The sequence below is a fragment of the Agarivorans sp. Z349TD_8 genome (assembly GCF_050870825.2).
GTDB lineage: Bacteria > Pseudomonadota > Gammaproteobacteria > Enterobacterales > Celerinatantimonadaceae > Agarivorans.
Genome location: NZ_CP194037.2, coordinates 1,677,682 through 1,700,498 on the forward strand (window position 1 = coordinate 1,677,682; position 22,817 = coordinate 1,700,498).

Annotated in this window: 18 protein-coding genes and 4 pseudogenes; 10 read left to right on the plus strand and 12 right to left on the minus strand. The window is 45.8% G+C overall.

Going from position 1 to position 22,817, the window contains the following annotated elements; translation table 11 throughout:
* Nucleotides 1-51 precede the first annotated feature (51 nt).
* The 3 genes and pseudogenes from tnpA (at nucleotide 52) to tnpC (ending at nucleotide 2,331) form a co-directional block, all read left to right on the plus strand.
* Complete coding sequence (gene tnpA, locus ACRRS1_RS07600; protein WP_432462890.1) at nucleotides 52-372, plus strand: IS66 family insertion sequence element accessory protein TnpA; 321 nt, start codon at nucleotides 52-54, stop codon at nucleotides 370-372.
* Entirely contained in the window at nucleotides 369-722 is a 354-nt protein-coding gene (gene tnpB, locus ACRRS1_RS07605) for an IS66 family insertion sequence element accessory protein TnpB (RefSeq protein ID WP_432468068.1), read from the plus strand. Before tnpA ends, tnpB begins: the two co-directional genes overlap by 4 nt.
* A gap of 59 nt (nucleotides 723-781) precedes the next feature.
* A pseudogene (gene tnpC, locus ACRRS1_RS07610) lies at nucleotides 782-2,331 on the plus strand (IS66 family transposase).
* 137 nt (nucleotides 2,332-2,468) lie between these two features.
* Here tnpC and ACRRS1_RS07615 read toward each other — a convergent pair.
* Nucleotides 2,469-3,680 (minus strand): multidrug effflux MFS transporter, encoded by a 1,212-nt coding sequence (locus ACRRS1_RS07615; RefSeq protein WP_432468067.1) that lies wholly within the window; start codon nucleotides 3,678-3,680, stop codon nucleotides 2,469-2,471.
* Between the two features lie 80 nt (nucleotides 3,681-3,760).
* Complete coding sequence (locus ACRRS1_RS07620; RefSeq protein WP_432462892.1) at nucleotides 3,761-4,702, minus strand: hypothetical protein; 942 nt, start codon at nucleotides 4,700-4,702, stop codon at nucleotides 3,761-3,763.
* A gap of 130 nt (nucleotides 4,703-4,832) precedes the next feature.
* On the opposite strand from ACRRS1_RS07620, the gene ACRRS1_RS07625 reads away from it, so the two are divergent.
* Entirely contained in the window at nucleotides 4,833-5,738 is a 906-nt protein-coding gene (locus tag ACRRS1_RS07625) for a LysR substrate-binding domain-containing protein (RefSeq protein ID WP_432453760.1), read from the plus strand.
* Between the two features lie 41 nt (nucleotides 5,739-5,779).
* On the opposite strand, the pseudogene ACRRS1_RS07630 reads toward ACRRS1_RS07625, so the two are convergent.
* Both ACRRS1_RS07630 and ACRRS1_RS07635 read right to left on the minus strand, forming a co-directional pair.
* Nucleotides 5,780-6,130 (minus strand): annotated as a pseudogene (locus tag ACRRS1_RS07630) (integrase core domain-containing protein); the annotation flags it as partial.
* A gap of 40 nt (nucleotides 6,131-6,170) precedes the next feature.
* Nucleotides 6,171-7,255 (minus strand): IS3 family transposase gene (locus ACRRS1_RS07635; protein WP_432462919.1). Its coding sequence is split into 2 segments (ribosomal slippage): nucleotides 6,171-7,006 and nucleotides 7,006-7,255, totalling 1,086 coding nucleotides; the frame shifts between segments, so codons are not numbered across the junction.
* Nucleotides 7,256-7,325: 70 nt separating this feature from the next.
* On the opposite strand from ACRRS1_RS07635, the pseudogene ACRRS1_RS07640 reads away from it, so the two are divergent.
* Nucleotides 7,326-7,649 (plus strand): annotated as a pseudogene (locus tag ACRRS1_RS07640) (group II intron maturase-specific domain-containing protein); the annotation flags it as partial.
* 586 nt (nucleotides 7,650-8,235) lie between these two features.
* Nucleotides 8,236-9,586: pseudogene (gene ltrA, locus ACRRS1_RS07645) on the plus strand (group II intron reverse transcriptase/maturase).
* Nucleotides 9,587-9,654: 68 nt separating this feature from the next.
* Here ltrA and ACRRS1_RS07650 read toward each other — a convergent pair.
* The 4 genes from ACRRS1_RS07650 to ACRRS1_RS07665 form a co-directional block, all read right to left on the minus strand.
* Nucleotides 9,655-10,248 (minus strand): rod shape-determining protein MreB, encoded by a 594-nt coding sequence (locus tag ACRRS1_RS07650; RefSeq protein WP_432462897.1) that lies wholly within the window; start codon nucleotides 10,246-10,248, stop codon nucleotides 9,655-9,657.
* 337 nt (nucleotides 10,249-10,585) lie between these two features.
* The gene (locus ACRRS1_RS07655) at nucleotides 10,586-12,139 is read right to left on the minus strand and encodes a tripartite tricarboxylate transporter permease (RefSeq protein WP_432453753.1); all 1,554 of its coding nucleotides are present in this window, start codon (nucleotides 12,137-12,139) and stop codon (nucleotides 10,586-10,588) included.
* A gap of 21 nt (nucleotides 12,140-12,160) precedes the next feature.
* Nucleotides 12,161-12,631, minus strand: a complete 471-nt coding sequence (locus ACRRS1_RS07660) for a tripartite tricarboxylate transporter TctB family protein (RefSeq protein ID WP_432468066.1) — start codon at nucleotides 12,629-12,631, stop codon at nucleotides 12,161-12,163.
* A 108-nt stretch (nucleotides 12,632-12,739) separates the two neighbouring features.
* On the minus strand, nucleotides 12,740-13,711 hold the full coding sequence (locus ACRRS1_RS07665) for a tripartite tricarboxylate transporter substrate binding protein (RefSeq protein ID WP_432453751.1): 972 nt from the start codon (nucleotides 13,709-13,711) through the stop codon (nucleotides 12,740-12,742).
* A 233-nt stretch (nucleotides 13,712-13,944) separates the two neighbouring features.
* On the opposite strand from ACRRS1_RS07665, the gene ACRRS1_RS07670 reads away from it, so the two are divergent.
* The 3 genes from ACRRS1_RS07670 to ACRRS1_RS07680 are packed head-to-tail and all read left to right on the plus strand — an operon-like array spanning nucleotide 13,945 to nucleotide 16,243.
* On the plus strand, nucleotides 13,945-14,709 hold the full coding sequence (locus ACRRS1_RS07670) for a hypothetical protein (protein ID WP_432468065.1): 765 nt from the start codon (nucleotides 13,945-13,947) through the stop codon (nucleotides 14,707-14,709).
* A 15-nt stretch (nucleotides 14,710-14,724) separates the two neighbouring features.
* Nucleotides 14,725-15,549 (plus strand): sensor histidine kinase, encoded by an 825-nt coding sequence (locus ACRRS1_RS07675; protein WP_432468064.1) that lies wholly within the window; start codon nucleotides 14,725-14,727, stop codon nucleotides 15,547-15,549.
* 10 nt (nucleotides 15,550-15,559) lie between these two features.
* The gene (locus tag ACRRS1_RS07680; RefSeq protein WP_432453749.1) at nucleotides 15,560-16,243 is read left to right on the plus strand and encodes a response regulator; all 684 of its coding nucleotides are present in this window, start codon (nucleotides 15,560-15,562) and stop codon (nucleotides 16,241-16,243) included.
* Between the two features lie 68 nt (nucleotides 16,244-16,311).
* Here the strand turns inward: ACRRS1_RS07680 and ACRRS1_RS07685 are convergent, their stop codons facing one another.
* The 4 genes from ACRRS1_RS07685 to ACRRS1_RS07700 form a co-directional block, all read right to left on the minus strand.
* Nucleotides 16,312-18,015, minus strand: coding sequence for a bifunctional metallophosphatase/5'-nucleotidase (locus tag ACRRS1_RS07685; RefSeq protein ID WP_432468063.1), 1,704 nt, complete (start codon nucleotides 18,013-18,015; stop codon nucleotides 16,312-16,314).
* Between the two features lie 261 nt (nucleotides 18,016-18,276).
* A complete protein-coding gene (locus ACRRS1_RS07690) occupies nucleotides 18,277-19,206 on the minus strand; it encodes an ABC transporter permease (RefSeq protein WP_432453747.1) in 930 nt (309 codons plus the stop codon).
* Complete coding sequence (locus tag ACRRS1_RS07695) at nucleotides 19,206-20,318, minus strand: ABC transporter permease (protein ID WP_432453746.1); 1,113 nt, start codon at nucleotides 20,316-20,318, stop codon at nucleotides 19,206-19,208. The genes ACRRS1_RS07690 and ACRRS1_RS07695 overlap by 1 nt, the downstream gene beginning before the upstream one ends.
* Entirely contained in the window at nucleotides 20,311-21,861 is a 1,551-nt protein-coding gene (locus ACRRS1_RS07700; protein ID WP_432462903.1) for an ABC transporter ATP-binding protein, read from the minus strand. The genes ACRRS1_RS07695 and ACRRS1_RS07700 overlap by 8 nt, the downstream gene beginning before the upstream one ends.
* Before the next feature lie 272 nt (nucleotides 21,862-22,133).
* Here ACRRS1_RS07700 and ACRRS1_RS07705 point away from each other — a divergent pair, with 272 nt between their 5' ends.
* A complete protein-coding gene (locus ACRRS1_RS07705; protein ID WP_432453744.1) occupies nucleotides 22,134-22,766 on the plus strand; it encodes a TetR/AcrR family transcriptional regulator in 633 nt (210 codons plus the stop codon).
* Nucleotides 22,767-22,817: the final 51 nt, after the last annotated feature.

A 22,817-nucleotide genomic window follows, 5' to 3' on the forward strand; every position in this document is an offset into this window, starting at 1 on the left:
TGAACCTCAGCACGCCATAAGCTCAAATCTCCAACCCCAAGGAGATTTGAAATGGCAAAGCGACGTACCGACCAAGAATGGCAAACTCTGTTTGAAAAATACCAATCCAGTCATCTATCCCAGCGAGTCTTCTGTGAGCGTAATGGGTTAAGTCTTTCTACCTTTTATGCCAAACGCCAACAGTTACAAACTACGGAGTCAGCCAATATCGGCAGCTTTGTTAAAGCAGAAGTTATCGAAAAAACGACTTGCTACCAAGTGGCTCAAACACCCATAGCTAATATGACCTTATCGATAAATAACGTTGAACTCAGCGTACCGCAAGGCACTCCCGTCCGTTACTTAGCCGAATTAATCGGAGCGCTGTCATGAAGAGAATGTTGAGCGCCCCGAACGTTTACCTGTATCGGGAGTGTGTGGATTTTAGAAAGTCTATCAATGGCCTGGCGGCCATTATTGAAGCTGAAACCGATTTGCCGCTCGGCACGGGCGCACTGTTCCTATTTACCAATAAACAACGCGACAAAGTCAAAGTGTTGTACTGGGATAAAACGGGCTTTGCCCTGTGGTACAAACGGTTGGAAAAAGCCAAATTCAAATGGCCCACTCAAGAGAAAAAACAGGTGTACACTCTGACTCAATTTGACTTAGATAGGCTGTTATCTGGCTTCACGATGTTCGGCCATAAACCGATAAAAATAGACGATTTTACAATGAGTTAACTCCGATAAAAGTCAGTTATACTAAGCCTTGGTGTGGTGTTTTTAGTATAATCAACGCCATGAAAAAGACGCCTGATATGAACCCAGAAAGCCAGGACATCACCGAGCTTCAAGCGATGGTGAAAACGTTGATGTCGGAGAGAAAAGCACTGCTCGATAAGGAAGTACAATGGCAACAAGAGCGCCAATCCTTAATTGAACAGTTTAAGCTCGCTCTTGACCGCCAGTTCGCTAAACGTTCAGAAGCGTTAAAACCTTATAATGAAGCACAGGGTGACCTCTTTAATGAGGCGGAATGGGAAGCCGCTAAAGTGGAAGAAGAAGTGGTCACGACAACGATGACCACAAAACGCCGTGGTAAGCGTCAACCCCTTCCTAAAGACTTACCGCGTGAAATCATCGAGCTTGACTTGGATGAGCACGACAAACAGTGCTCATGCTGCCAACATACGCTGCATAAAATCGGCGAAGACCGCAGTGAAAAACTGGCGTTCACGCCCGCCATCCTAAAAGTGTTGGAATACGTTCGCCCAAAATACGCCTGTCGTCAGTGTGAACAACACGCTGAAAAAAGCCAAATTCACCAACAACCAGCACCAGAGAGCATCATCCCAAAAAGCTTCGCTACCGAAAGCCTGCTCACCCATATTATTCTCGGTAAATATCAGTATGCGCTGCCGCTGTATCGTCAGGAAACTTTGTTCACTCAGTCGGGGATCGACCTGTCACGAACCACCATGGCAAGGTGGGTGATAGAAGTCAGCGAAAAGTTCAGGCCACTTTACCAAGCCCTGAAAACTCACTTACTTGGGCAAGTGGTGGTTCAAGCTGATGAGACGCCGCTGAATGTGCTCAAAGAAGAGAAACAGTGTTATATGTGGCTGTAGGCGACTCTCCCGAAGCGGCCCTGCCTGGGATGAAAAACATCGTCTTGTTCGACTACCAAAACAGTCGCGCGCCAGCGTGTCCGGTGAACTTTTTAGGTGACTACTCAGGCTACCTGCAAAGTGATGGTTATGGGGTGTACGATGGATTAACGAACGTCACGAACGTCACGAATGTCGGTTGTCTGGCTCATGCTCGTCGTAAGTTCATCGATGCGAAGAAACTTCAGGGGAAAGGCAAAACGGGTAAAGCGGATGTGGTGTTGGCGAAAATCCAAAAGCTGTATGCGCTTGAATCCCGATTAAAGCTCACCGTTGCGGATGAACGACAGCGAGAACGACAAGCTTACGCAAAACCGATGTTGGATGACCTTTATCAATGGTTAACGTCGCAGAAAATTATCGAATCGAGTCCGCTTGGAAAGGCGATTAAGTACACGCTAGGTCAGTGGCCTAAGTTGATACGCTATGTTGACGAAGGTCATTTATCTATCGACAACAACCGGGCGGAGCGCGCCATCAAATCGCTGGTCATTGGCAGAAAAAACTGGCTGTTCGCCAACACCCCGAATGGGGCTGATGCCAGCGCAGTCCTGTATAGCATTATCGAGACGGCAAAAGCCAATGGGCTGATACTCTATGATTACATGGTCAAATGTATGAAAGAGCTGGCAAAGCCAGAGCCTGCTCTCGACGCTCTGTTGCCCTGGAACTTCTCACACTAAAATGGCCCGTGGGATCGTGGGGCGCTTACCCTGGAAATGATCACTCAACAAGATAAAGTCGGATCCAGTGCTGTCGGTCACATGTCAATAGGGGGTTGGTGAACGGTTACGTCCACTTCATCTATAAGGTCATAGAGTTATTTAAACTTATGAGTGTAATTTACTGCTGATGACAAAAGAGAAAACAGCATAAGTGAGAGGTTAAAACACCCCACAATTACAATGCCCATCACTATCGTATTATTGTTTCCAAATAGACCGGGTAAACTACTAAAGATAAAACCCATTCCAAATTGCATTATTCCAACTAAAGAGGAGGCTGGACCTGCATTTTTTGGAAAAGCTGACATTGCCAGAGCGGTACTATTTGCAGCTATTAGTGGCACCATGCCAACACAAAAAAATAGAGGAATCATTGTGTAGATTAACGATGATGATGATAAAGATAGCATTAATAATACAGAAAAAATTACGCTAAAAATCATTGACATCTTCAGTATCTGAGTAAGCGTGTAGCGTGATAATAACAGTCTATTAATTTGGCTGAAAACAACTATGCCACAGGCGATAACACCAAATGCAAATCCATATTGAGTTTCGTTTAATTGGTAGATCTTCATAAACAAATCTGGAGATGCTGCGATAAAGGTAAACATTACTGAAACGGCTAAAGAGCTAATAAGACATGGGATCAAGAAAGCTTTAACTTTCAGAATGTTGATAAACTGTCTGGCAATATCATTGACAGAAATATTTTTTCTTTCGTTATACACCAAAGTTTCTGGGATATAACGTAACGTCGTATATAAGCAAAAGAAACTGAAAACAGATAATAATAAGAACACAGATTGCCAAGCAAAATGGCTTATTAAGAAGCCACCTGAAATAGGAGCAAGTACGGGGCCTATTCCTTGCATCACCATCATCGTTGATAGTGCTTGAGCACTTTGTTTCTGATCGAATAAATCTTGAATGATTACCCTACTCATTACCATTCCGGCAGCTCCACCAATGCTTTGTATAAACCGAAGCACAATGAAAAGCTCATAGTTAGTGGTAAACATTATGAGTACTGATGCTATAAAGAAAATGGCAATGCCAGTTATTACGGGAGTCTTTCTTCCCCAACGATCTGATATTGGTCCGTATAACAGTTGTCCGACAGCTAACCCTAAAAAAAATATAGAAAGGCTTAGTTGTAAGCTTGGTGTCGAAGTATTCAGAGTTTCGGCCATAGCAGCAAACCCAGGCAAATACATGTCTGTAGCGAATGGTGCAAAGGCGGTTAGCATTGCTAAAACCAGTATGATGGCCTTATGATTAACTTTATTCGTTGATTCTATATACATAATAATTAGGGGCTTCCAAGAAAATAGTCTGCCAGTATCGATGTACTGGCAGAACTTAGGTTTATGGGAAAATTAACTGTTTATCGGGTAGAGATATATCCACGGTATTGAGTTAAATGATCTGATTCCGGTCTATCAAGTAAGAATTCCCCAACAAAATCTTTATAAGGTTCGATGTATGGGAATTGGTCATATTCCGCCCAAGAAGGTTTCTTAATCTTATCTTTTACTTCAGACATAGCCTTTTCCCACTGCTTACTACTGTCAAACCAAATTTCAGCTACCCTCTGGAACGGACTGGTTCGTGGAGTGTTCAGTACACGACTTGATATAATTCGGTTTACTTCTGGTAACTTAGCAAGTTCTTTAGCAAAAGATTCTTTAAACCATTTGTCACCTTCTTCTTGGCTAATTCCGTCTGGATATTTAAACGCAATCGTCCAACGGTAGTTAGGACCATCTTCAATAGTACGGTCGCTGCCTTTAATATCGTCTTCCCAGAACATTGGTAGGAAAACAAATACAGTAGGGTGGTAGCCTTCTCTGCTCCCCATCCAAGTTGATGGACGAAGTTCACCATCGCTAGGTTGGCGTGTGAGTTCCAAATATTCCTTTGAATAAACTTCGCTAAAAGCTAGGCCGTTTGGTGTGGCTGAATCACTAGTGTTAAAAGGGTTTAATAACCAATAATGTTCAGTCATTATCCAGTTGTACGTACCATAATCTTCACCGTTTTTTGGAACAGGGAGCGCCCGGTAAGTTGCATATTTAGTTACATACGGCATGAATTGCGAAATGCTATCGGGCACATGATATTTGTATAGCCAACGGTATGCAGCAGGTAAATCACTATCATCTCTTACAGATACCATAATCATACTGCGCATTGGCGTAACTTGAACTGGATTAGCCTTTTGAACTTTTTGCGTAGCTTCATTAGACGGCTCTGCATTTACCCAGCCGTTCATACAGAAAACAGAGGATAGAAGTAGCGCAGATAAACCTAGTTTAGAAATAGACATAAAATGTACTCTTTGGTGTATTGGAACTACTTATTAGTATATTTCCGTATCATTAATATAAAAAATATATTATTTTTATCTGTGTGATATATTAATTTTATTTAATACTTTTAAAGTAGAGAGATTTGAAGTGGATATTAAACAGTTGAAGTATTTTGCATGTGTGGCTGAAGAGCTACACTTTGGAAAGGCTGCGGAAAAATTACATATTGTTCAACCCGCGTTAAGTATTCAAATCAAAAATTTAGAAGAGCACTTAGGAGGAAAACTATTTGTTCGTAATAAGCGAAACGTTGCTCTGACAGATGCTGGTAAAGACATTCTGAGTAAATCATATAAGATAATCAATGCGATGGACGAGTTACTAGAGTATTCAGAGGCGTTATTCAATGGTACAGCGGGGCACATCAATATTTCTTATTCTGGACTTGCTGCTTATACTGGCGTTATGGGAAGTGTCATTGAAACATTTAGACAAATGTATCCAGATATCGCGGTTGGTTTAGAAGAACATGACCCATATGAGCAGCTCCAGATGGTGCAGAATGGTGATATTCATACAGCGTTTATGACGACTATGAAGAAAGACATACCAGCAGGGTTACGATCTCTTCATTTGACTTCGTCACCTTTAACGTTTCTTCTCCCCAAAAATCATCATTTATCTACTAAGGGAATTGAAAATTACCAGCAATTAGAACATGAAGCATTTGTTATATATGCTTCTCCTGATGATACTCAAGCAACTGCGATCATAGAATCAGTGTGCGGCTTCAAACCAATTATTTCTCACAGAGCTTCTTCAGCGTTATTACTACCTTCGTTAGTGAGTGCTGGTTTAGGTATTGCGATTATTCCTAAGGCATTTGAAAAAATATCTTATCAGACAGACACGGTATCACTTCCATTACTTGAGCCACAAAAGATGGACATTAGTCTCATTTTCTTGGATAATGAAAAATCAGAAATAGTTAATAGATTCAAAGAGATAGTAAAAACACTATCTTTAACTTCTCAAGGTTTATCTGATTTATAGAAATGAAGGAATATGTCCGTCTTAGGCATAGTTTGTACTGGTCAACCCAAACTGGACACTTTTAGTTGAGAATTTTCAAACGCCACCGGTGATAAATCACCATTGGCTGAATGAAGCCGCTCTAAGTTGTAATACTTCATATAAGCAGCCACATCTTGCTTCATAAATTCTCGTGTTGGCTGATTAACTTTAAACAGCCAATCGTGTTTTAAACTTCCGAAGAATCGTTCAACAACAGCATTATCCCAACACGCTCCTACATCGCCCATACTGGCTCGAATATCAAAACCAACTAATAGCTTACGATATTGTTTACTGGTGTACTGTGAGCCTCTATCACTGTGAAAGACTAAGCCTTTAGGTGGTTGCCGTAAGTTGTAGGCTTTAATGAGTGGTAATCCTCCCATTATTAACCGCATTTATTCGTAGAATTCATGCTGCCGTTTTTAGTGGTGGGAACCCTCCATTTGCAAGGTGTGGTCGTTGATGATTGTAGAACCATAACCATTGGGTCGCCCGATCTTGAACCTCTTCAAGTGTGTCAAACAAATACTTACTCACTAAGCCAAACCTCATAGTACGGTTGAACCTTTCTATATACGCGTTTTGTTGTGGGTTCCCTGGCTGAATATAATCGATTCGAATGTCGTGGTTGTTGGCCCATTTAATAAACGCATGGCTAATGAACTCAGGACCATTGTCGCAGCGGATCGCAACAGGTTTGGTTCGTTGTTCGATGAGCTGCTCTAAGATCCGAGTGACTCGTACTGTGGGCATTGAAAAATCAGGTTCTGACGCCAGACCTTCACGTTTGTAATCATCTATCACATTGAATAAACGGTACTTCCGGCCATCAGATAGCTGATCATGCATAAAGTCCACGGACCAAACTTGGTTTGTTTTAATCGGCTCTTTAAGAGGCTCTGGCGTATGGCGATTCAGGCGTCGTTTTGGCCTAATACGTAAGTTTAGAGCCAATTCGCAGTAGATCCGATAAACCCGCTTATGGTTCCATGTATACCCTTTAACGTTCCGCAAATGGTGAAAACACAGGCCAAAGCCCCAGTCAGAGCAGTCTTCACTGTTGCACAGCGTTACTAACTCTTGAGCTATCAACTCATTCTCAGGTTGAAGCTTCGATTTATAGCGATAGCAGGTCTCGCTGATCCCAAACCAATAGCATGCACTTTTAATGCTGATGTGATAGTTCGCCACCGAACGCTGAGCCATCAATCGACGCTCACAGGGCTTCACCACTTTTTTGCCATCGCCTCTGAGATCACCTCTGCTTTAAGGCGTTCTTCCGCATACATCTTTTTAAGCCGTCGATTTTCATCTTCGAGTTCTTTCATCCGCGCCATAAGGGATGCGTCCATACCACCGTATTTCGAACGCCACTTGTAAAAGGTTGCGTTGCTCATTCCATGCTCACGACAGAGCTCAGGAACAGGTGTACCAGCCTCAGCCTGCTTGAGAATAGATAAGATCTGACTGTCCGTGTAACGTGACTTTTTCATGTTGAATCTCCTGTATTTACTATACGAGAAAATTCTACTTTTGCATGGGATTAATTTTCGGGGGGATTACCTAAGCCAATACTTGCGAGGATGGATAAACTACTTTGGGATCGCGAATTGCTATCAACTGTGCGTAGATCTAGATCACTGGATAAGGCGCAGAGTGCGAATGGCCTACTGGCGACAGTGGCGAAAACCGAGAACCAAAGTAAGAAATCTGATGCGTAGAGGAGTACATGTTCAAGCCGCGGTAGCCTGTGGCATAACCAGTAAAGGCCCATGGAGAAGCTCGAAAACACCGGGGATCCAACAAGCATTATCGAATGCTTATTTAGCATCCCAAGGTCTATTTGCGCTTCGAGATGGATGGATTAAGCTTCACCATTCTAAGTGAAACGCCCTGTGCGGAGCCGCATGCAGGGTGTTGTGGGGGCTGGAGGCTAGATACCTTCGGCTACCCGATGTACGCCCAGCATGGGCATGAACTAATGAGGTGAAAGTCCTCTGTAGGAAGGTCACCGTTTAATAACACTTTGATTATTAAACGCTAACTACTAGCGAATGGCAAGGGCATTGCCGCGAGGGAATGTCTGAAGGAAGCCGGACGCAAATCTGCGAGCTGATGAACAAGAACATCATATGAGGCGTAGGCTGGAGGCGAGTTGGCACAAGACAACGAAGCCATGTGATCTAACGGCCACCGTAAATGATGCAGCAGTGCAGAGACAGTGCATGTTCTTATCTGGGGAGATCTGCTTAACTTGCGATCGTTTAACTCACTAGCTTGGCCGCTAGTTCAACAGGCCCGGCACTTAAGCCTCATCAACTTAAGTGAGCAAACTCGATGAACAACGATAGCGCTAGTTGGGGCAACTCAATTGGTGATTAAGTAGAAGTCAGCAGACGGCATAGTAGCCCAACGCCCATCGTAATGGTTGGGACACGGTGAAGGCCTGAACACTTAGAATAAAGGAGGAGCCTTGTTAAACTTGAACACCCATTCGCCGGCCGGCGTAGATGCGATTCAGCGTATTAACCCGCAGCCAGCCTTTAGCCAACATCTATTTGAACACATGCTACAACGTGAAAATATTCTGCGTGCGTGGCAGCGTGTTCGAGCCAATAAAGGGGCGGCTGGCGTAGATAACATGTCCATTGACGCCTTCCCTGCTTGGGCAAAAGCACACTGGAAACAGGTGGCGGCGGAACTGCGCTGCGGCCAGTATCAACCTAAACCGGTACGCCGTGTGGAGATAGATAAACCCGATGGCGGGAAGCGCCTACTGGGGATCCCAACCGTGCTCGACCGTGTCATCCAGCAAGCCATTGCCCAAGTGCTAACGCCTATCTTTGACCCTAGCTTCTCAGCGAACAGCTTTGGATTTAGACCAAACAAGAATGGGCAACAAGCGGTGAAACAAGTGCAAAGCATCATCAAGCAAGGCCGACGCGTTGCTGTTGATGTGGACTTATCTAAATTCTTTGACCGAGTTAACCATGATCTATTAATGAGTCAACTAGGAGAAAGCGTGCAAGATAAACGGCTACTGACACTGATTGGAAAATACCTGAGAGCGGGTTTTATCCATAACCAGTGCTATCAGCAAACTCGAGAAGGTGTACCACAAGGCGGACCATTATCCCCCTTGCTGGCCAACATCCCCCTTGCTGGCCAACATCATGCTCGACCCATTAGATAAAGAACTGGAGAAACGGAGCCATAAATTCGCCCGCTATGCTGACGATTTCACCATCTTGGTGAAAAGTCGGCGTGCAGGAGAACGGGTGCTAGCGAGCATTAGTCACTTCTTGCAACGCCGCTTAAAGTTAATCGTTAACACCACCAAAAGCCAGGTGGTTAAAACAGCGAAGAGTCAGTTCTTAGGGTTTACTTTCAAAGCGGGACGGCTGCAAATCCATGCCAAAACGCTACACCGGTTTAAACAACAGCTAAAGCGCCTCACCAACCGAAACTGGGGCGTCTCGATGACTTACCAGCTCGCTAAAGTGAGCCAATATCTCCGAGGCTGGATAAACTACTTTGGGATCGCGAATTGCTATCAACTGTGTGTCGATCTTGATCATTGAGTAAGACGCAGAGTACGAATGGCCTATTGGCGACAATGGCGAAAACCGAGAACCAAAGTGAGGAATCTCATGCGCCGAGGGGTACATGTTCAAGCCGCAGTGGCGTGTGGTATCACCAGTAAAGGCCCATGGAGGAGCTCGAAAACACCGGGGATCCAACAAGCATTATCGAATGCTTACTTGAAATCCCAAGGTCTATTTGCGCTACGAGATGGATGGATAAAGCTTCACTATTCTAAGTGAAACGCCCTGTGCGGAGCCGCATGCAGGGTGTTGTGGGGGCTGGAGGCTAGATACCTCCGGCTACCCGATTAGTTGCCAAAATGCCATAGTGCCAAAAATATAACCAAGATATAGACTGCCAGAACAACAAGATTAGATGCCGAACTATTGTTTTTAGTCGATGCTTGCGTGAGGCCTGACTCGTCCTTGATTTTGTCAAAATCGAAGGTTACAACTGAAAGAGGATTACCAGTATACAACTTAACCTCTATGGCCCCTGCGCCCATTGCCAGCTCTCTGAAAGCTCTATTTTCAATCATTGTGAGGCCTCCTTCTGTTTTCTCCATGGGATGAACAACGACCTTGGGCCTTGGACGCAACAACTTGATATTGCTTAGTTGGTTAAAAGCGTATTGAAGCAGTTTTTCACCTACGTAAAAGTCAGAAAACAACACTCTTGGATGAGAAAAAGGATTAACCGCCATTTCATTAGGTTTTAAGATCTGGCTAGCTTTCTTGCCAATTCCTGAGATTGTTTTGGCTCCATTCTCCGCTGTCTGAATAACAACGATAGGTGAATCATCAAAGCACTCATTTTTTAAAACATCGGTTACCTTGATTCTGTTCTCCCATATCTGGACATACAGCACTGAAGCGAAACGAGATAAAATTCGATTTAACATCCGATATTTCCTTTGGCAACTAACATTTTATTAGTGCGCATGCGCGTTTACCTTGTTGGACCAGTGAAAACGCGCACAGTTAACTATCTGTATGTAATGAACTTATCAGTATTCTGCTAAATACACCATCAGGAAAAACGCGCATGCGCGTTTTCCAAACCTATTATCTCAAATCGTAAATATATAACTGATTGATAAAAATGAATAATCTGAATTAGTGCATGTATAAACGCGCAAATTTTTTCACTATTTCCCTTGATATCCTAGGAGTCCAAATAATACCGTATAAAAAAGGCCTTAAGCACAATCTTAAGGCCTTTTCGTTAAGCGCTAATCGCTAAGATTTAACCGCCGCTTTACGTTTCGCAGCCTGGTAGTCGAGTCCGGCCTTGCTGCGCTCCCAAAGGGGGCGTAGCAGTGGACTGAACAGAACCAGCGCGGCGATGCTAATGAAGCTGAGGGTGAGAGGACGTTCCCACAAAAAGCTGAGTTCGCCATCACCAATTAACAGGGCGCGGCGCAGGTTGTCTTCGAGCATGCCGCCGAGAATAAAGCCGAGTAGCATCGGCGCCATCGGAAAATTCAGCAGGCGTAAACCTAAAGCGGCTACACACACCGCCACCATAATCAAAATGTCCATACTATTGAACGACACCAAATACACTCCGGTGATGGAAAACAGCAGGATCATAGGGACTAAGTAGGGACGTGGAATGTTGAGTAACTTGGCCAAATAGGGGATCAGTGGCAAGTTTAAGATCAACAAAATAATGTTGCCAAAGTACATCGAGATGATGATCGACCAAAATAGGTCAGGGTGTTCGATGTACATGCGTGGGCCGGGTTGGATCCCATAGGCAATCAATGCGCCCAATAATACGGCAGTGGTGCCCGAACCAGGGATCCCAAGCGTGAGTAAAGGGACAAACGAGCCAGTGGAAGCTGCATTATTGGCCGATTCTGGCGCAGCCAGTCCCTTGAGTGAACCTTCACCAAATTTTTTCTTATCTTCTGGCTTGGCAATGTTGCGCTCAACGCCATAAGCCAAAAATGAGGCAATGGTTGCTCCGGCGCCGGGTAATACGCCGACAAAGAAGCCAAGAACAGAGGAGCGTAGGGTCGGGGCGGCAATCTCTTTGATTTCGTCCTTGCTAAGTTTTAAGCTGCCCAGCTCGGCCATCATTTTTTGTTCTTTGCCACTGTTGCCGGGATCTTCAGGTTTGAGTACCGACATCAGCGTTTCGGCGAGGGCAAAAGTGGCCATGGCTAATAGTAAGAAACTGAAACCATCGATTAGATCGAGTTGACCAAAGGTGAAACGTTCTACGCCTTCACTGCGATCAGTTCCCACCGTAGCCAGCATTAAGCCAAGAATGGTCATCATAATTGCTTTTAGTACTTGGCCTTTTCCGGAGAAGGCTGCGACCGCTGATAAACCCAAGACCATCAGCGCGAAGTAGTCGGCGCTTTGAAAGCTTAACGAGACTGAGGCCAGCGCCGGTGCGGCAACTAGTAGCATTATTGCGCCAAGGGTTCCGCCAGTGAATGAGGCATATGCCGCAACCGCTAAGGCCTTACCTGCCTGGCCTTTTTTAGCCAGCGGGTTGCCGTCGAAGGCGGTCACCACGGTGGCACTACAACCGGGGGCATTAATTAAAATGGAAGATGAGGAAGCACCAAAAATTGCGCCATAGTAGACGCCTGCCATTAAAATTAAACCCGATGAAGGCTCTAAGCTGTAGGTGAGGGGGATCATCAAGGCGATGGCGGTAATCGGGCCAAGGCCTGGTAGCATGCCGATAAAGGTACCGACTAAACAGCCAACCACAACCATCATTAGGTTCATTGGCATGATTGCGGTGCCAAGTCCGGCTAAAATTCCGTCTAACATGTGTTACTCCTTGCGACTGGTTTACGTTTGAGCATTAAACCAGTGCCATAGCTGTCCAGGTTCCAGATAAATATCTAATATTTGAGTCAATAGCGCCCAAAATACCAGGGTAAAGATCACCGCCACCATGATTGCTTTTTTATGCTTGGTTTCGCCCATCAGGCGAAAACTGAGCACTAAGAAAAAAATCGTGGCGAGTACAAAACCCAACCAGTTCACGAACCAGCCGTAGGCGAACATCACTGCCAGCAATTTTGTTACTGCCTGCCATTGGGTGTGCTTAAGACTGGTGAGTAGATCTTGACCTCCGCCGATAATTAGCGCCAGAGAACACACAAGGCCGCTAATGGCTAAAAACTGTGGCAGAGTTCGCGGAGTAAAGGGTTCAAACTCGGCACCGGCAAATAGTTGAATGTCGTAGCTAAAATAGCCGTAAAACAAAGACAGCAGCAAAAACACTAGGCCGCCTATTCGTTGATTGCTAAGTTGCATATCTTGCTCCAGATTAAAAAAGGCCGGTGTCGATTCCGACACCGGTGCTTAAGCGAGTGTTTGGCTTAAGCAAAAGATTCAGCAAGGGATTTTCTGGCTGAAGTGAAGCTATTTAAGAAACCCTAGTTCTTTCATCAGACTACCGACGATTTTTTCCTGTTGCTCGAGAAAGCCGTAAAATTGGCTGTAGGGAACAAAGTTATTCACCCAGCCATTGCGACTGCGCACGGTTTCCCATTCTGGCGTGTCATACATCGCTTTTAGCTCGTTAGAGAACTTTTCTGCTTGTGCCTGACTAATTCCTGGCGCAGCAAAAAAACCTCGCCAGTTAGCAAATACTGTGTTGTTACCCATCTCTTTGAGGGTGGGGACATTAGGGGCATCTTTAACTCGTTGTTCAGCGGTAATTGCTAAGATCCGAATTTGCTCATTTTTAGCCATCTCTAAGGCCTCACCCAATCCGGTGGAGAGCAGAGCCGTTTCGCCAGAAAGCAAGCCAGCCATAGCTTTTCCGCCCGCATCATAGGCGACATAACGCAATTTCATTGGGTTTAAGCCTTCGTTTTTAATTGCTGCCGCAGCAATTAAGTGATCTAAGCTGCCGCGTGCACTGCCGCCAGCCACTTTGACCTTATTCGGATTGTCTTTAAAATCACTGACCACTTGATCCCAATGGGTATATTTGGAATCGGCACGCACGATTAATGCACCATAATCAGCGATGGTTGCAGCAATCGGTGTTAGGTCGCGAAATGATTGTGGAAAAACCCCCGTTAATGAGCGAACTACAATCGGAGTCGAGTTCACCATTAAGGTGTGATCTTGGGTTTTAGCCGTTTCAATCAGGTGAGCGATGGCTTTTCCGCCGCCACCCCCGCTCATGTTTTGAAAGGATACTTTGTCGATAATGCCCGATTTCATCAGGGCTTCACCAGTGCCGCGGGCGGTGCCGTCCCAACCACCACCGGCGCCGCCGGGAATTAAAAAATGAATTTCTTCAGCTTGTACAATGCTACTTAAACTGGTGGCCAATACTGCGGCCCCTACTAATGTTCTCAATAATTGAATCTTGGCGAACATGTTGGCTCTCCTTGTTCCATAGGGTGTCCAGAAGATCTGAACGTGACTTCGCCAGTTAAAATTATGTTTTTCAGCGAAGAAGGTTAACGCAATGTTAACGAAAGGTGATTTTTTATAAATAAAAGCCAAGTAATGGCTTTAAAATTCATATTGCTGATTAAGTTCATATTGTTCACGGGAGTGCAGCTCGATGCTCGTGCTAAGCTCATTTGTGTGAATACAGGGAGAAAGGAATGTATCAACCTGCTCGACTACTCAGTTATCGCGCTCGACTGCTACTGATTATGCTGCTCTACAGTTTGTTACAATTGAGTATTGTGGTGGTGACCAGCTACTGGTATGTAAGTGATTCAGAGTATCAAGACAAAGGTGAGCGTGCGCTGGATGTGGCAAGAGTGGTGGCCAAGTTACCGGATGTGGTGGCAGCAGTAGAGCGTGGAGACAGTGAGTTTTTGCAATTACTGGCGGAAGAGCTGCGCCGTACCATGGGCGCCAGTTTCATTGTGGTGGGTGATGCCAATGGTGTGCGCTTAGCGCACCCGAAGCAGGAGCGGATCGGTCAACCGATGGTGGGCGGTGATAATTACGCTGCGCTTAGTTTGGGCGAAGAATATGTGTCGCGGGCGAAAGGCTCTTTAGGTGTGTCGGTGCGCGGAAAAGTACCGGTAAAAAACGCGCAAGGAAATATTATCGGCATCGTTTCGGTGGGCTATCTATTAGAAAAAATTGATGTACAACTCAAGCCCTATCTGTATTTTATGATTTTATTAGTGATGGGGGTTTTGTCACTGAATATGCTCATTGGCTGGTGGCTGGCACAGCGAATTAAAAATACTTTATTGGGCTTTGAGCCGGAACAGATGAGTCGACTTTATGCTGAGTTACAGGCGACCTTGAATACCATTCGCGAAGGGGTGATAGCGATTAATCGAGAGGGTATCATCACCAACATTAATGCTAATGCGATCCGTTTGTTGGGTAAAGATCAAGGCGCGTAACCCAGTCCGGTCGGTTTGTCGCTTCGCGATTGGTTACCCGACAGCGACATGGTGGAGTTACTCGACCAACCTCAGGCGCAAAGCGACATCGAGTTGCTGCTTAATGGCCATTTGCTGATCGCCAACCGAGTACCGATGCGCGACCCTCAAAACTCATTTATTGGCATGGTTTCAAGCTTTCGTCGCAAAGATGAAATTACCTCGCTTACTCAGCAACTGTCGCAAATTAAAGCCCATTCGGAAGCGCTGCGGGTGCAAACTCATGAACATGCCAATCAGTTGAATACCATCGCGGGTTTAATCCAGCTAGGCCAAGGTGAAAAGGCGCTGCAGTTTATTGGTCAGGCGAATGATCAATTTCAAGAGCTAATTCATTTTTTGATTGAGGCGGTCGATGACTCGGTGATTGCTGGCTGTATATTAGGCAAGTTCCATCGCGCTCATGAGCTGGGTTTGAGTTTGCATATTGATCCTGACAGTAGTTTACATCAGTTGCCTGAACACTGTGGCTCGGAGCAAATCGTGACTATTGTGGCGAACTTGCTGGATAACGCCTTTGAAGCGACTCGCAGAAGCGAGTCACCGTCGCCGATTAATTTGTCGATGACCGATCTTGGCCACGACATTATTATTGAAGTGGAAGATTTTGCAGGAGGCATTCAAAATAGTTTACAGGCCAATATTTATCAGCAAGGGGTCACCAGTAAGAGTCAGGAGGGGCATGGGATTGGCCTTTATTTAGTCAAAGAAACAGTGCAAATATTACGGGGTAATGTGGAATTTAGTAGCGATCAAAATGGGACTCGCTTTACCGTTTATTTACCCAAGCAATTGAAGTAGGAGTCAGGCTATGATTGAGGTTCTTATTGTTGAAGATGATCAAGGGATCGCCGAGATTCACCACCAGTATTTACAACGCGTTAGTGACTTTGAGGTCTCGGGGATTGCTTTGAGCATTGCCGATGCCAAAATCCATATTCATGCCAAACCGCCACAACTGATCTTGTTAGATGTGTATTTGCCCGATGGTACTGGTCTTGAATTATTGAAATATATTCGTAGCCAAGATTTAGCGATTGATGTGATGTTACTCACTGCCGCCAAAGAAGCTGCCACCTTACAAGAGGCTCTGCGTAATGGGGTGTTTGATTACATCTTAAAACCAGTGGTGTTTCCGCGGTTGCAAGAGTCCTTGCAAAACTATCGAACCTACTTACAGCGCTTGACCCAAAATAGTAGTTTTGAGCAGCAAGATGTCGATAAGCTAATGCCAATGAGCGAGGGGGCGAGTGGTGGGGCAGAAAACAAGCGGCGCTTACCCAAGGGCGTTGATGCGGTCACACTTGATAAGGTGCGCGCGCTATTTCGGGAGCATGCCAGCTTAACTGCTGAGCTGGCAGGGAAACAGATTGGCAGTAGCCGCACCACGGCCCGGCGCTACTTGGAGTATTTGGTCAGCTGTAACGAGCTGAGTCCTGAAGTGGCCTACGGCGCGGTGGGTCGACCTGAGCGGGTGTATCATCGGGTTGCTTGAATTGGTAAAGCGTTTCACGAGAGCTCAATCACTTGGCGAGTAATTGAGCGGTGTGAATTTTAAAGGGCTCAAGTGCTTACTTGGCTTGTCTCTGCACTCAGTTGATCGATTTGCTCGGCGTAAGCTACAAAACTGTCGCTCATGCTCATGCCTAGATCTTGATGATCCCAAGTCTGGAGTAGCCCGTGATAACCTTCTTTACCGGCTAAGGTATAGGCCGAAGAAACCCCTCTATAGGCTTTTTCGGACTCCATTGCTTGCCATTGCTCGCCTTGGTATAACTCTATTTCACTCACTCGTTGGCCTTGAGGAAGTTCAGCTTGATAGCGATAACGCAGCCGATGAAAATAGGGAAAGCTGCCATCGCCAGTGCCGACAATGCCGTTACTATAGGCATTGTCGATAGCCCCTTCGATCACGATGGCTAAGTCTGCACCTTTGATTAAATAACTTACGATGGCAATCTCGAAGGGCAGTAGCCGACCGCAAATTTCGGCTTTGGTGAGTGGACCTGTTTTTAATGAAACTCTTACCCCTCCGGCATTATGTAAGGCAAAGTCGGTGGGAGAGTGTTGGTTTGCCACCCAATAGAAAGCGGCACAAACCAGTGGCGAAACCTCGCTACCTTGAGGAAAATCAACGGTGGGCGCTCGGGTATGAAATAGCGATTGAGGCACCGTGGTAATCACTTGCTGATGCATCTTTTCAACCGCTGGTCGATAGTCTCTATCGATGAGTGTCTGCATTTTGGGCTCGGCAGAATAGTGGCTGAAAAATCGGCTCCCGCTTAGGTAGTGTTGCATTGCTTGATGTTGGGGAGGCGTGACTGGTTGTTCATTGACAAAGGCTTGCCAATTTTCGCTGAGTAAGAAGGATATGCCACCATCCATATGGGTGACCTTACCCTCGCGATTAAACCCGAGTTTTGCTAAGCCAATAGATTCGGCATGTTTGCCCGCTTGTAAGATCAGGCTATCATTCACCCAAGCAGGCCCTTGTTCACAGGAATTAAGGCCTAAGCTGCTAAAATCGCCAGTGAGGGTATGTGAGTGCCCACCCACAATCAGACTAATACCGTTAACCGCCTTGGCGAGTTCAACATCAGCCTGATAACCCAAATGGCTGAGTATAATGATGTGCTGAATATCTTGGTGATGTAAATGCTCAATGGTGGCGCGGGTGGTTTCGATAGCATTCAGAAAACTGCAATCGCTATCGGGACAACCAATCTGATGCATTAAATCATGAGTGATCCCAATAATCGCTAGCTGTTTATCGGCTAAAGGCTTTAATAGGTACTGAGCTATTTTGCGAGAATTATCATAGCGATAAAGATTACTATGTGGCGCCAGAGGGTGGGCTTTGTTTTGGTCTTCTTGGCTTAAGTCCATGTTGCCAGCCAGCAAGGGAAAGTTGGCTTGCTCGATAAACTGCGCCACTGGTGCATTGCCTAAATCAAACTCATGGTTGCCAATGGTCATGGCATCGGGTGCTAAACGATTGAGTAGGCGAACGTTAGCTAAGCCCTTAAATTGGCTAAAGTACAAACTTCCCTGAAAGCTATCGCCAGCATGTAAAAATAATGAAGGGCAACGCTGTTGCTTAGCTTCTTGGCGGAGCTGTGCTACCGCCGTGGCGATGCGGGCGTAACCGCCACATTGAGCCTCTAAACGATAATCTTCCCCTTGAATATTGATCTTGAAGTGAACCATGGACGCTTCGAAATGAGAGTGGGTATCGTTGATATGAGCTAAGTAAAGCGAGTAGGGCATAGCGAAGAAGTTCTCCTAGGGCCTGATGTATATGAGATTGTTATTGCAGTTGTAGTGAGATCAGATGCTGGTAACCATTGAGCGGAGTCGCGATGAAAACTAATTGATCAACAATGATGATCCGCGAAAGATAAACAAAGCCTGAACAAACATGATACGTGAAATTGTGTTGAACGGAAGGCTTTACTCACTGGACTGACAAAAAACTCATTCTAGAGTTGTATCAGGGATTAAACTAAGCGGTTTAATCCCTGTTTTTTGTTAGTGGATCCGAGCATCGAAGGGCTTAGCGAGGCTCATCGGTGCGGCCAGTTTTTGACGAATTGGATTCGAGCTAATCAAGACCATTACCACAATGGTTGCCACGTAAGGCATCATGGCTAACAGGTTTGGCGAGATCGTCACCCCGAGTCCTTGCATCACCAAGTGTAAAATTGAAGCGGCACCAAACAGGTAAGCTCCTACGACTAAATAGCCTACTCGCCAAGAGGCAAATACTACTAAAGAGAGGGCAATCCAGCCACGACCCGCGGTCATGTTTTCCATCCACATTGGGGTATAAGAGAGCGACATATAAGCACCCGCTAAACCAGCAAAGGCACCTCCGGTAAGTACCGCTAGGTAGCGAACCTTGAGCACTTTGATTCCCAAAGCATTGGCCGAATATGGGTTTTCGCCCACCGCTCGTAAGGTTAGCCCGGCGCGGGTTTTATTGACGACCCACCAACAAATACCAGTTAAGGCGAAGCTGGCATAAACTAAGATATCGTGGTTAAACAGCAAGGGGCCAATAAAAGGGATTTCGCTCAGCAGTGGGATCGGTATGGTTTTAAAGCCAACCACCGTGGAGCCGACTAAACTGGCACCTAAGAAGGCACTTAAACCGGCACCAAAAATGGTTAAGGCGAGGCCAGTGGCCACTTGATTGGTATTTAAATTTAACGATAAGATACCGAAGATCGCAGCCATCGCCATGCCTGCAATGACGGCTAATAATAAACCTAAGGCAAGATTTCCAGTAAAATAGGCACCAGCAAAACCAGCCATCGCACCCATCAACATCATGCCTTCTTGGCCTAAGTTGAGCACTCCGGACTTTTCGCAAATTAGCTCACCAAGGGCGACCAATAATAATGGGGTTCCGGTTTTAATTGCCGCAACCAAAATTTGTTGAATTAGTTCGATATCCATTAAGCGGTTCCTTGCTTTGGTTCGGAAGAAGAGCGGCTGGTGCTCGCTTTGGGTTTACTTGGCTGCAAAACAATGCGGTAGTGGATCAAGAAGTCACAAGCCAGCAGGAAGAACAATAGAATGCCCTGAAATAGCCCGGTAATTGCGGTAGGCATACCCAGTTCAATTTGTGCCAGGTCACTGCCCATATACAAGGTGCCCATGAAAAATGCCGCGAAAATAATACCAAAAGGATTCAATCGCCCTAAATAAGCGACGATGATTGCCGCATAGCCATAACCGGGTGAAACTTGTGGGATTAGCTGGCCAATGGGTCCGGTTACTTCGGCAACTCCAGCAAAGCCAGCTAACGCACCAGCGCTAAGCATTACACTCCACACAATAAACTTGCTGCTGTAGCCTGCGTAACGCGCTGCGGGTTGGTCGGAGCCAAATACTCGCAGCTGAAATCCAGGCAGAGTGCGATACAGGATGATCCCCGAGCCAATGGCTGCCAATATTGCAATCACAATACTGATGGAGGCGCGACCTTGTTCACTTAAGGTGGGGAGTAATACCGAATCGGCAAAAACAGCCGATTCAGGAAAGCCAAAACCAGCGGGATCGACTAGCGGGCCATGAACCCCCCATAATAACAAATACAAACCCACGTAGTTCAGCATGATGGTGGTTAAGATAATATTGGTATGAAATAACTGGTGCAGCAGGGTTGGAATGGCAGCCCATAGTAGGCCTGCTAAGGTGCCAGCTAAGAGCGTGACGATTAACCAGCTATAGCCGCTGTCATCACCGGCCTGTAAGGCAAAATAGCTGCCCACCAAGGCGCCAACGAGTAGCTGGCCTTCGGCGCCAATATTCCAGATATTGGCTTTATAACAGAGGGCTAAGCCCGTGGCACAGAGCAGTAAGGGCGTGGTTTTAACCATCAGTTCGCCCAAGTTATAACTGTCACTCAAGGGCGCAATAATAAACACTTTAAAGGCCGTAGCGGGGTTAATATCCAGCGCTAAAAACATCATGCTGGATACCAGCATGGTGAGTACGACCGCAATTAGCGGTGACAACCAAGACATTAACTTTGATGATTCTAAACGAGGTTGGGTTTTAAGCACGTCGCAGGCCCTCCTCGGGTTCATCGTGGTTAATAAAGCCGCCTGCAATCCATTTGCCTACTTGCTCAATATTGGTTTGTTCGGTATGCACGGCTTGTGACAGTTGCCCCTCATATAAGGCGGCAATTCGGTCTGAAATCATAAATAGCTCGTCAATATCTTCCGACACCACCAAGATAGCGGCACCGTTATCACGTAATTCAATCAGTTGCCGATGAATCGCACTAGCAGCACCAATGTCGACTCCCCAAGTTGGGTGGGCACAGATCAAAATGTCGGGTTCTTGGTCTACTTCACGACCAATAATGAATTTTTGCAAGTTACCGCCCGACAAGCTTTTGGCTTGAGAATGGGCGTTATGACACTTTACATCGTTGTGATGAATAATTGCCTTGGCCAGCTCTACTACCTTATGCGGCAAAATCAGCCCTCGTTTGGTGAGCCCCTTACGCGCACTGGTGAGTAGGGTATTGTCGGCTAGGCTCATCTCGGGCACGGCGCCTTGTCCTAGGCGGTCGGCGGGTACGTAGCTCATCCCTAATAGGCGGCGCTCGCCGGCATTTAATTTGCCAACGTTGCGCTCATGCATCACGATATTGCTGGCTTCGGCACGGGTATCTTCACCGCTCAGTGCTTCCAGTAGATCTTCCTGACCATTGCCTGCCACCCCTGCAATGCCTAAAATTTCGCCGCGGTGCAGACTTAAATTAACCTTGTTTAAACCCGTTCCAAAAGGATTGGTGGGGGGCACTGTTAAGTCGCGGGTCACCAGTACTTCGTCAGAGCCGATCCGTTTATGGTAACGCTCCGAGAGCACCGCATCGCTGCCTACCATCATTCGGGCGATAGAATCGGGGGTTTCGTTGGCGGGCACACATTCGCCACTGACTTTACCACCGCGTAAAATGACTGCGCGGTCACACAGTGCAGTGACTTCTTTGAGTTTGTGGCTAATAAATAGAATGCTGCAGCCTTCACTGGCAAGGGTGCGCAAGACTTTAAATAAGCCCGAGACTTCCTGAGGCGTTAATACTGAAGTGGGCTCATCCAAAATCAGTAGTTTTACGTCTTGGATCAGGCAACGTAAGATTTCTAAGCGTTGTCGCTCGCCGATGCTCAGATTATATACGTAACGATCTGGGTCGACCTTCAACTCATAGTTGGCGCTTAACTCGATAATTTTGGCTCGCAATGCGGCGGCGTCTTTCACCACGCCAGCATCGAGGCTTAGTTCAATGTTTTCTTGCACGGTGAGCGTTTCAAAGACCGAGAAGTGTTGAAACACCATGCCAATCCCCATGGCCCGGGCCATGTTAGGAGAAGTGATTTTGACTTCTTTCCCATTCCACAGGATCCCACCTTCATCGGCTTGAACCACACCATAGATCATTTTTACTAAGGTGGATTTCCCCGCGCCATTCTCACCCAACAGGGCTAAAATCTCGCCCTTTTCTAGTTGCATGCTAACTTGGTCGTTGGCAATAACGCCGGGGTAGCGTTTGGAGACTTGCCAAAGTTCTAACAATGAATCGTGTTGGTTCATTCTGAGTCCATTCAATGTGTATATTTAACAGCTTGCCACAGCTAATGCATAAATCTGACCATTTGTTCAAGTTTATTGTTGTAGCTTACAAGTTATAAATGTTTAAAATATGTTGTACTTGATTGGTGCGCAATTTGCCAGTTTTGAAGCATTATGGTGCGCACCTAGCTTATCGCTGTGGCGACAGATTAGCACTAGTGATTTTATATTTTATCATTAATAATGCCTGACTTATTAATCGGGTCAGCGAATATAGAAGGGACTTCACGCGCATGGTAAAAACGACGGTGACGCAAGGCGGCACCATTCGAAAGAAGAATGAAAAAGTAATTTTGAAAGCTGCAACTCATGAGTTTGCAAAGCATGGTTATCAAGGAACATCTTTGCAAGTGATTGCCGACCGTGCGGAATTACCTAAGGCAAATTTACTGTATTATTTTAAGTCTAAGCAGGGTTTATACAAGGCTTTGCTGCAAGACATATTAGCCATGTGGAACAATGCTTTTGAGCAGACCACAGTGGAAGATGATCCAGTAGAAGCCATCAGCGCCTATATTCGCTCAAAAATGCGCTATAGTCGCAGCCATCCGAAAAGTTCACGTATTTTCGCCATGGAAATTATTCAAGGTGTACCCAATGTGAAGGATCAATTGCAATTACCCGTCATCGATTGGGCTAACAGTAAATCTGACTTGATCCGAGCCTGGATTGCACAAGGTAAAATACGTCCTATCGAACCACTCAACTTATTATTTTTGATTTGGGGCGCGACCCAATTTTACGCCGACTTTGATACCGAAATTAAACTGATCAAAGGCCGAGCCCTAAACCAGCAAGAGTTTAACCTTGCGGAACAAAATCTGATTGATATTGTGCTGCGAGGGATTGGCTTAGTTAAAGATTGAACTTGATTATTTGGTCAGCTTTTTGCTTGTCCTGTTAGCATATGTTTTGTT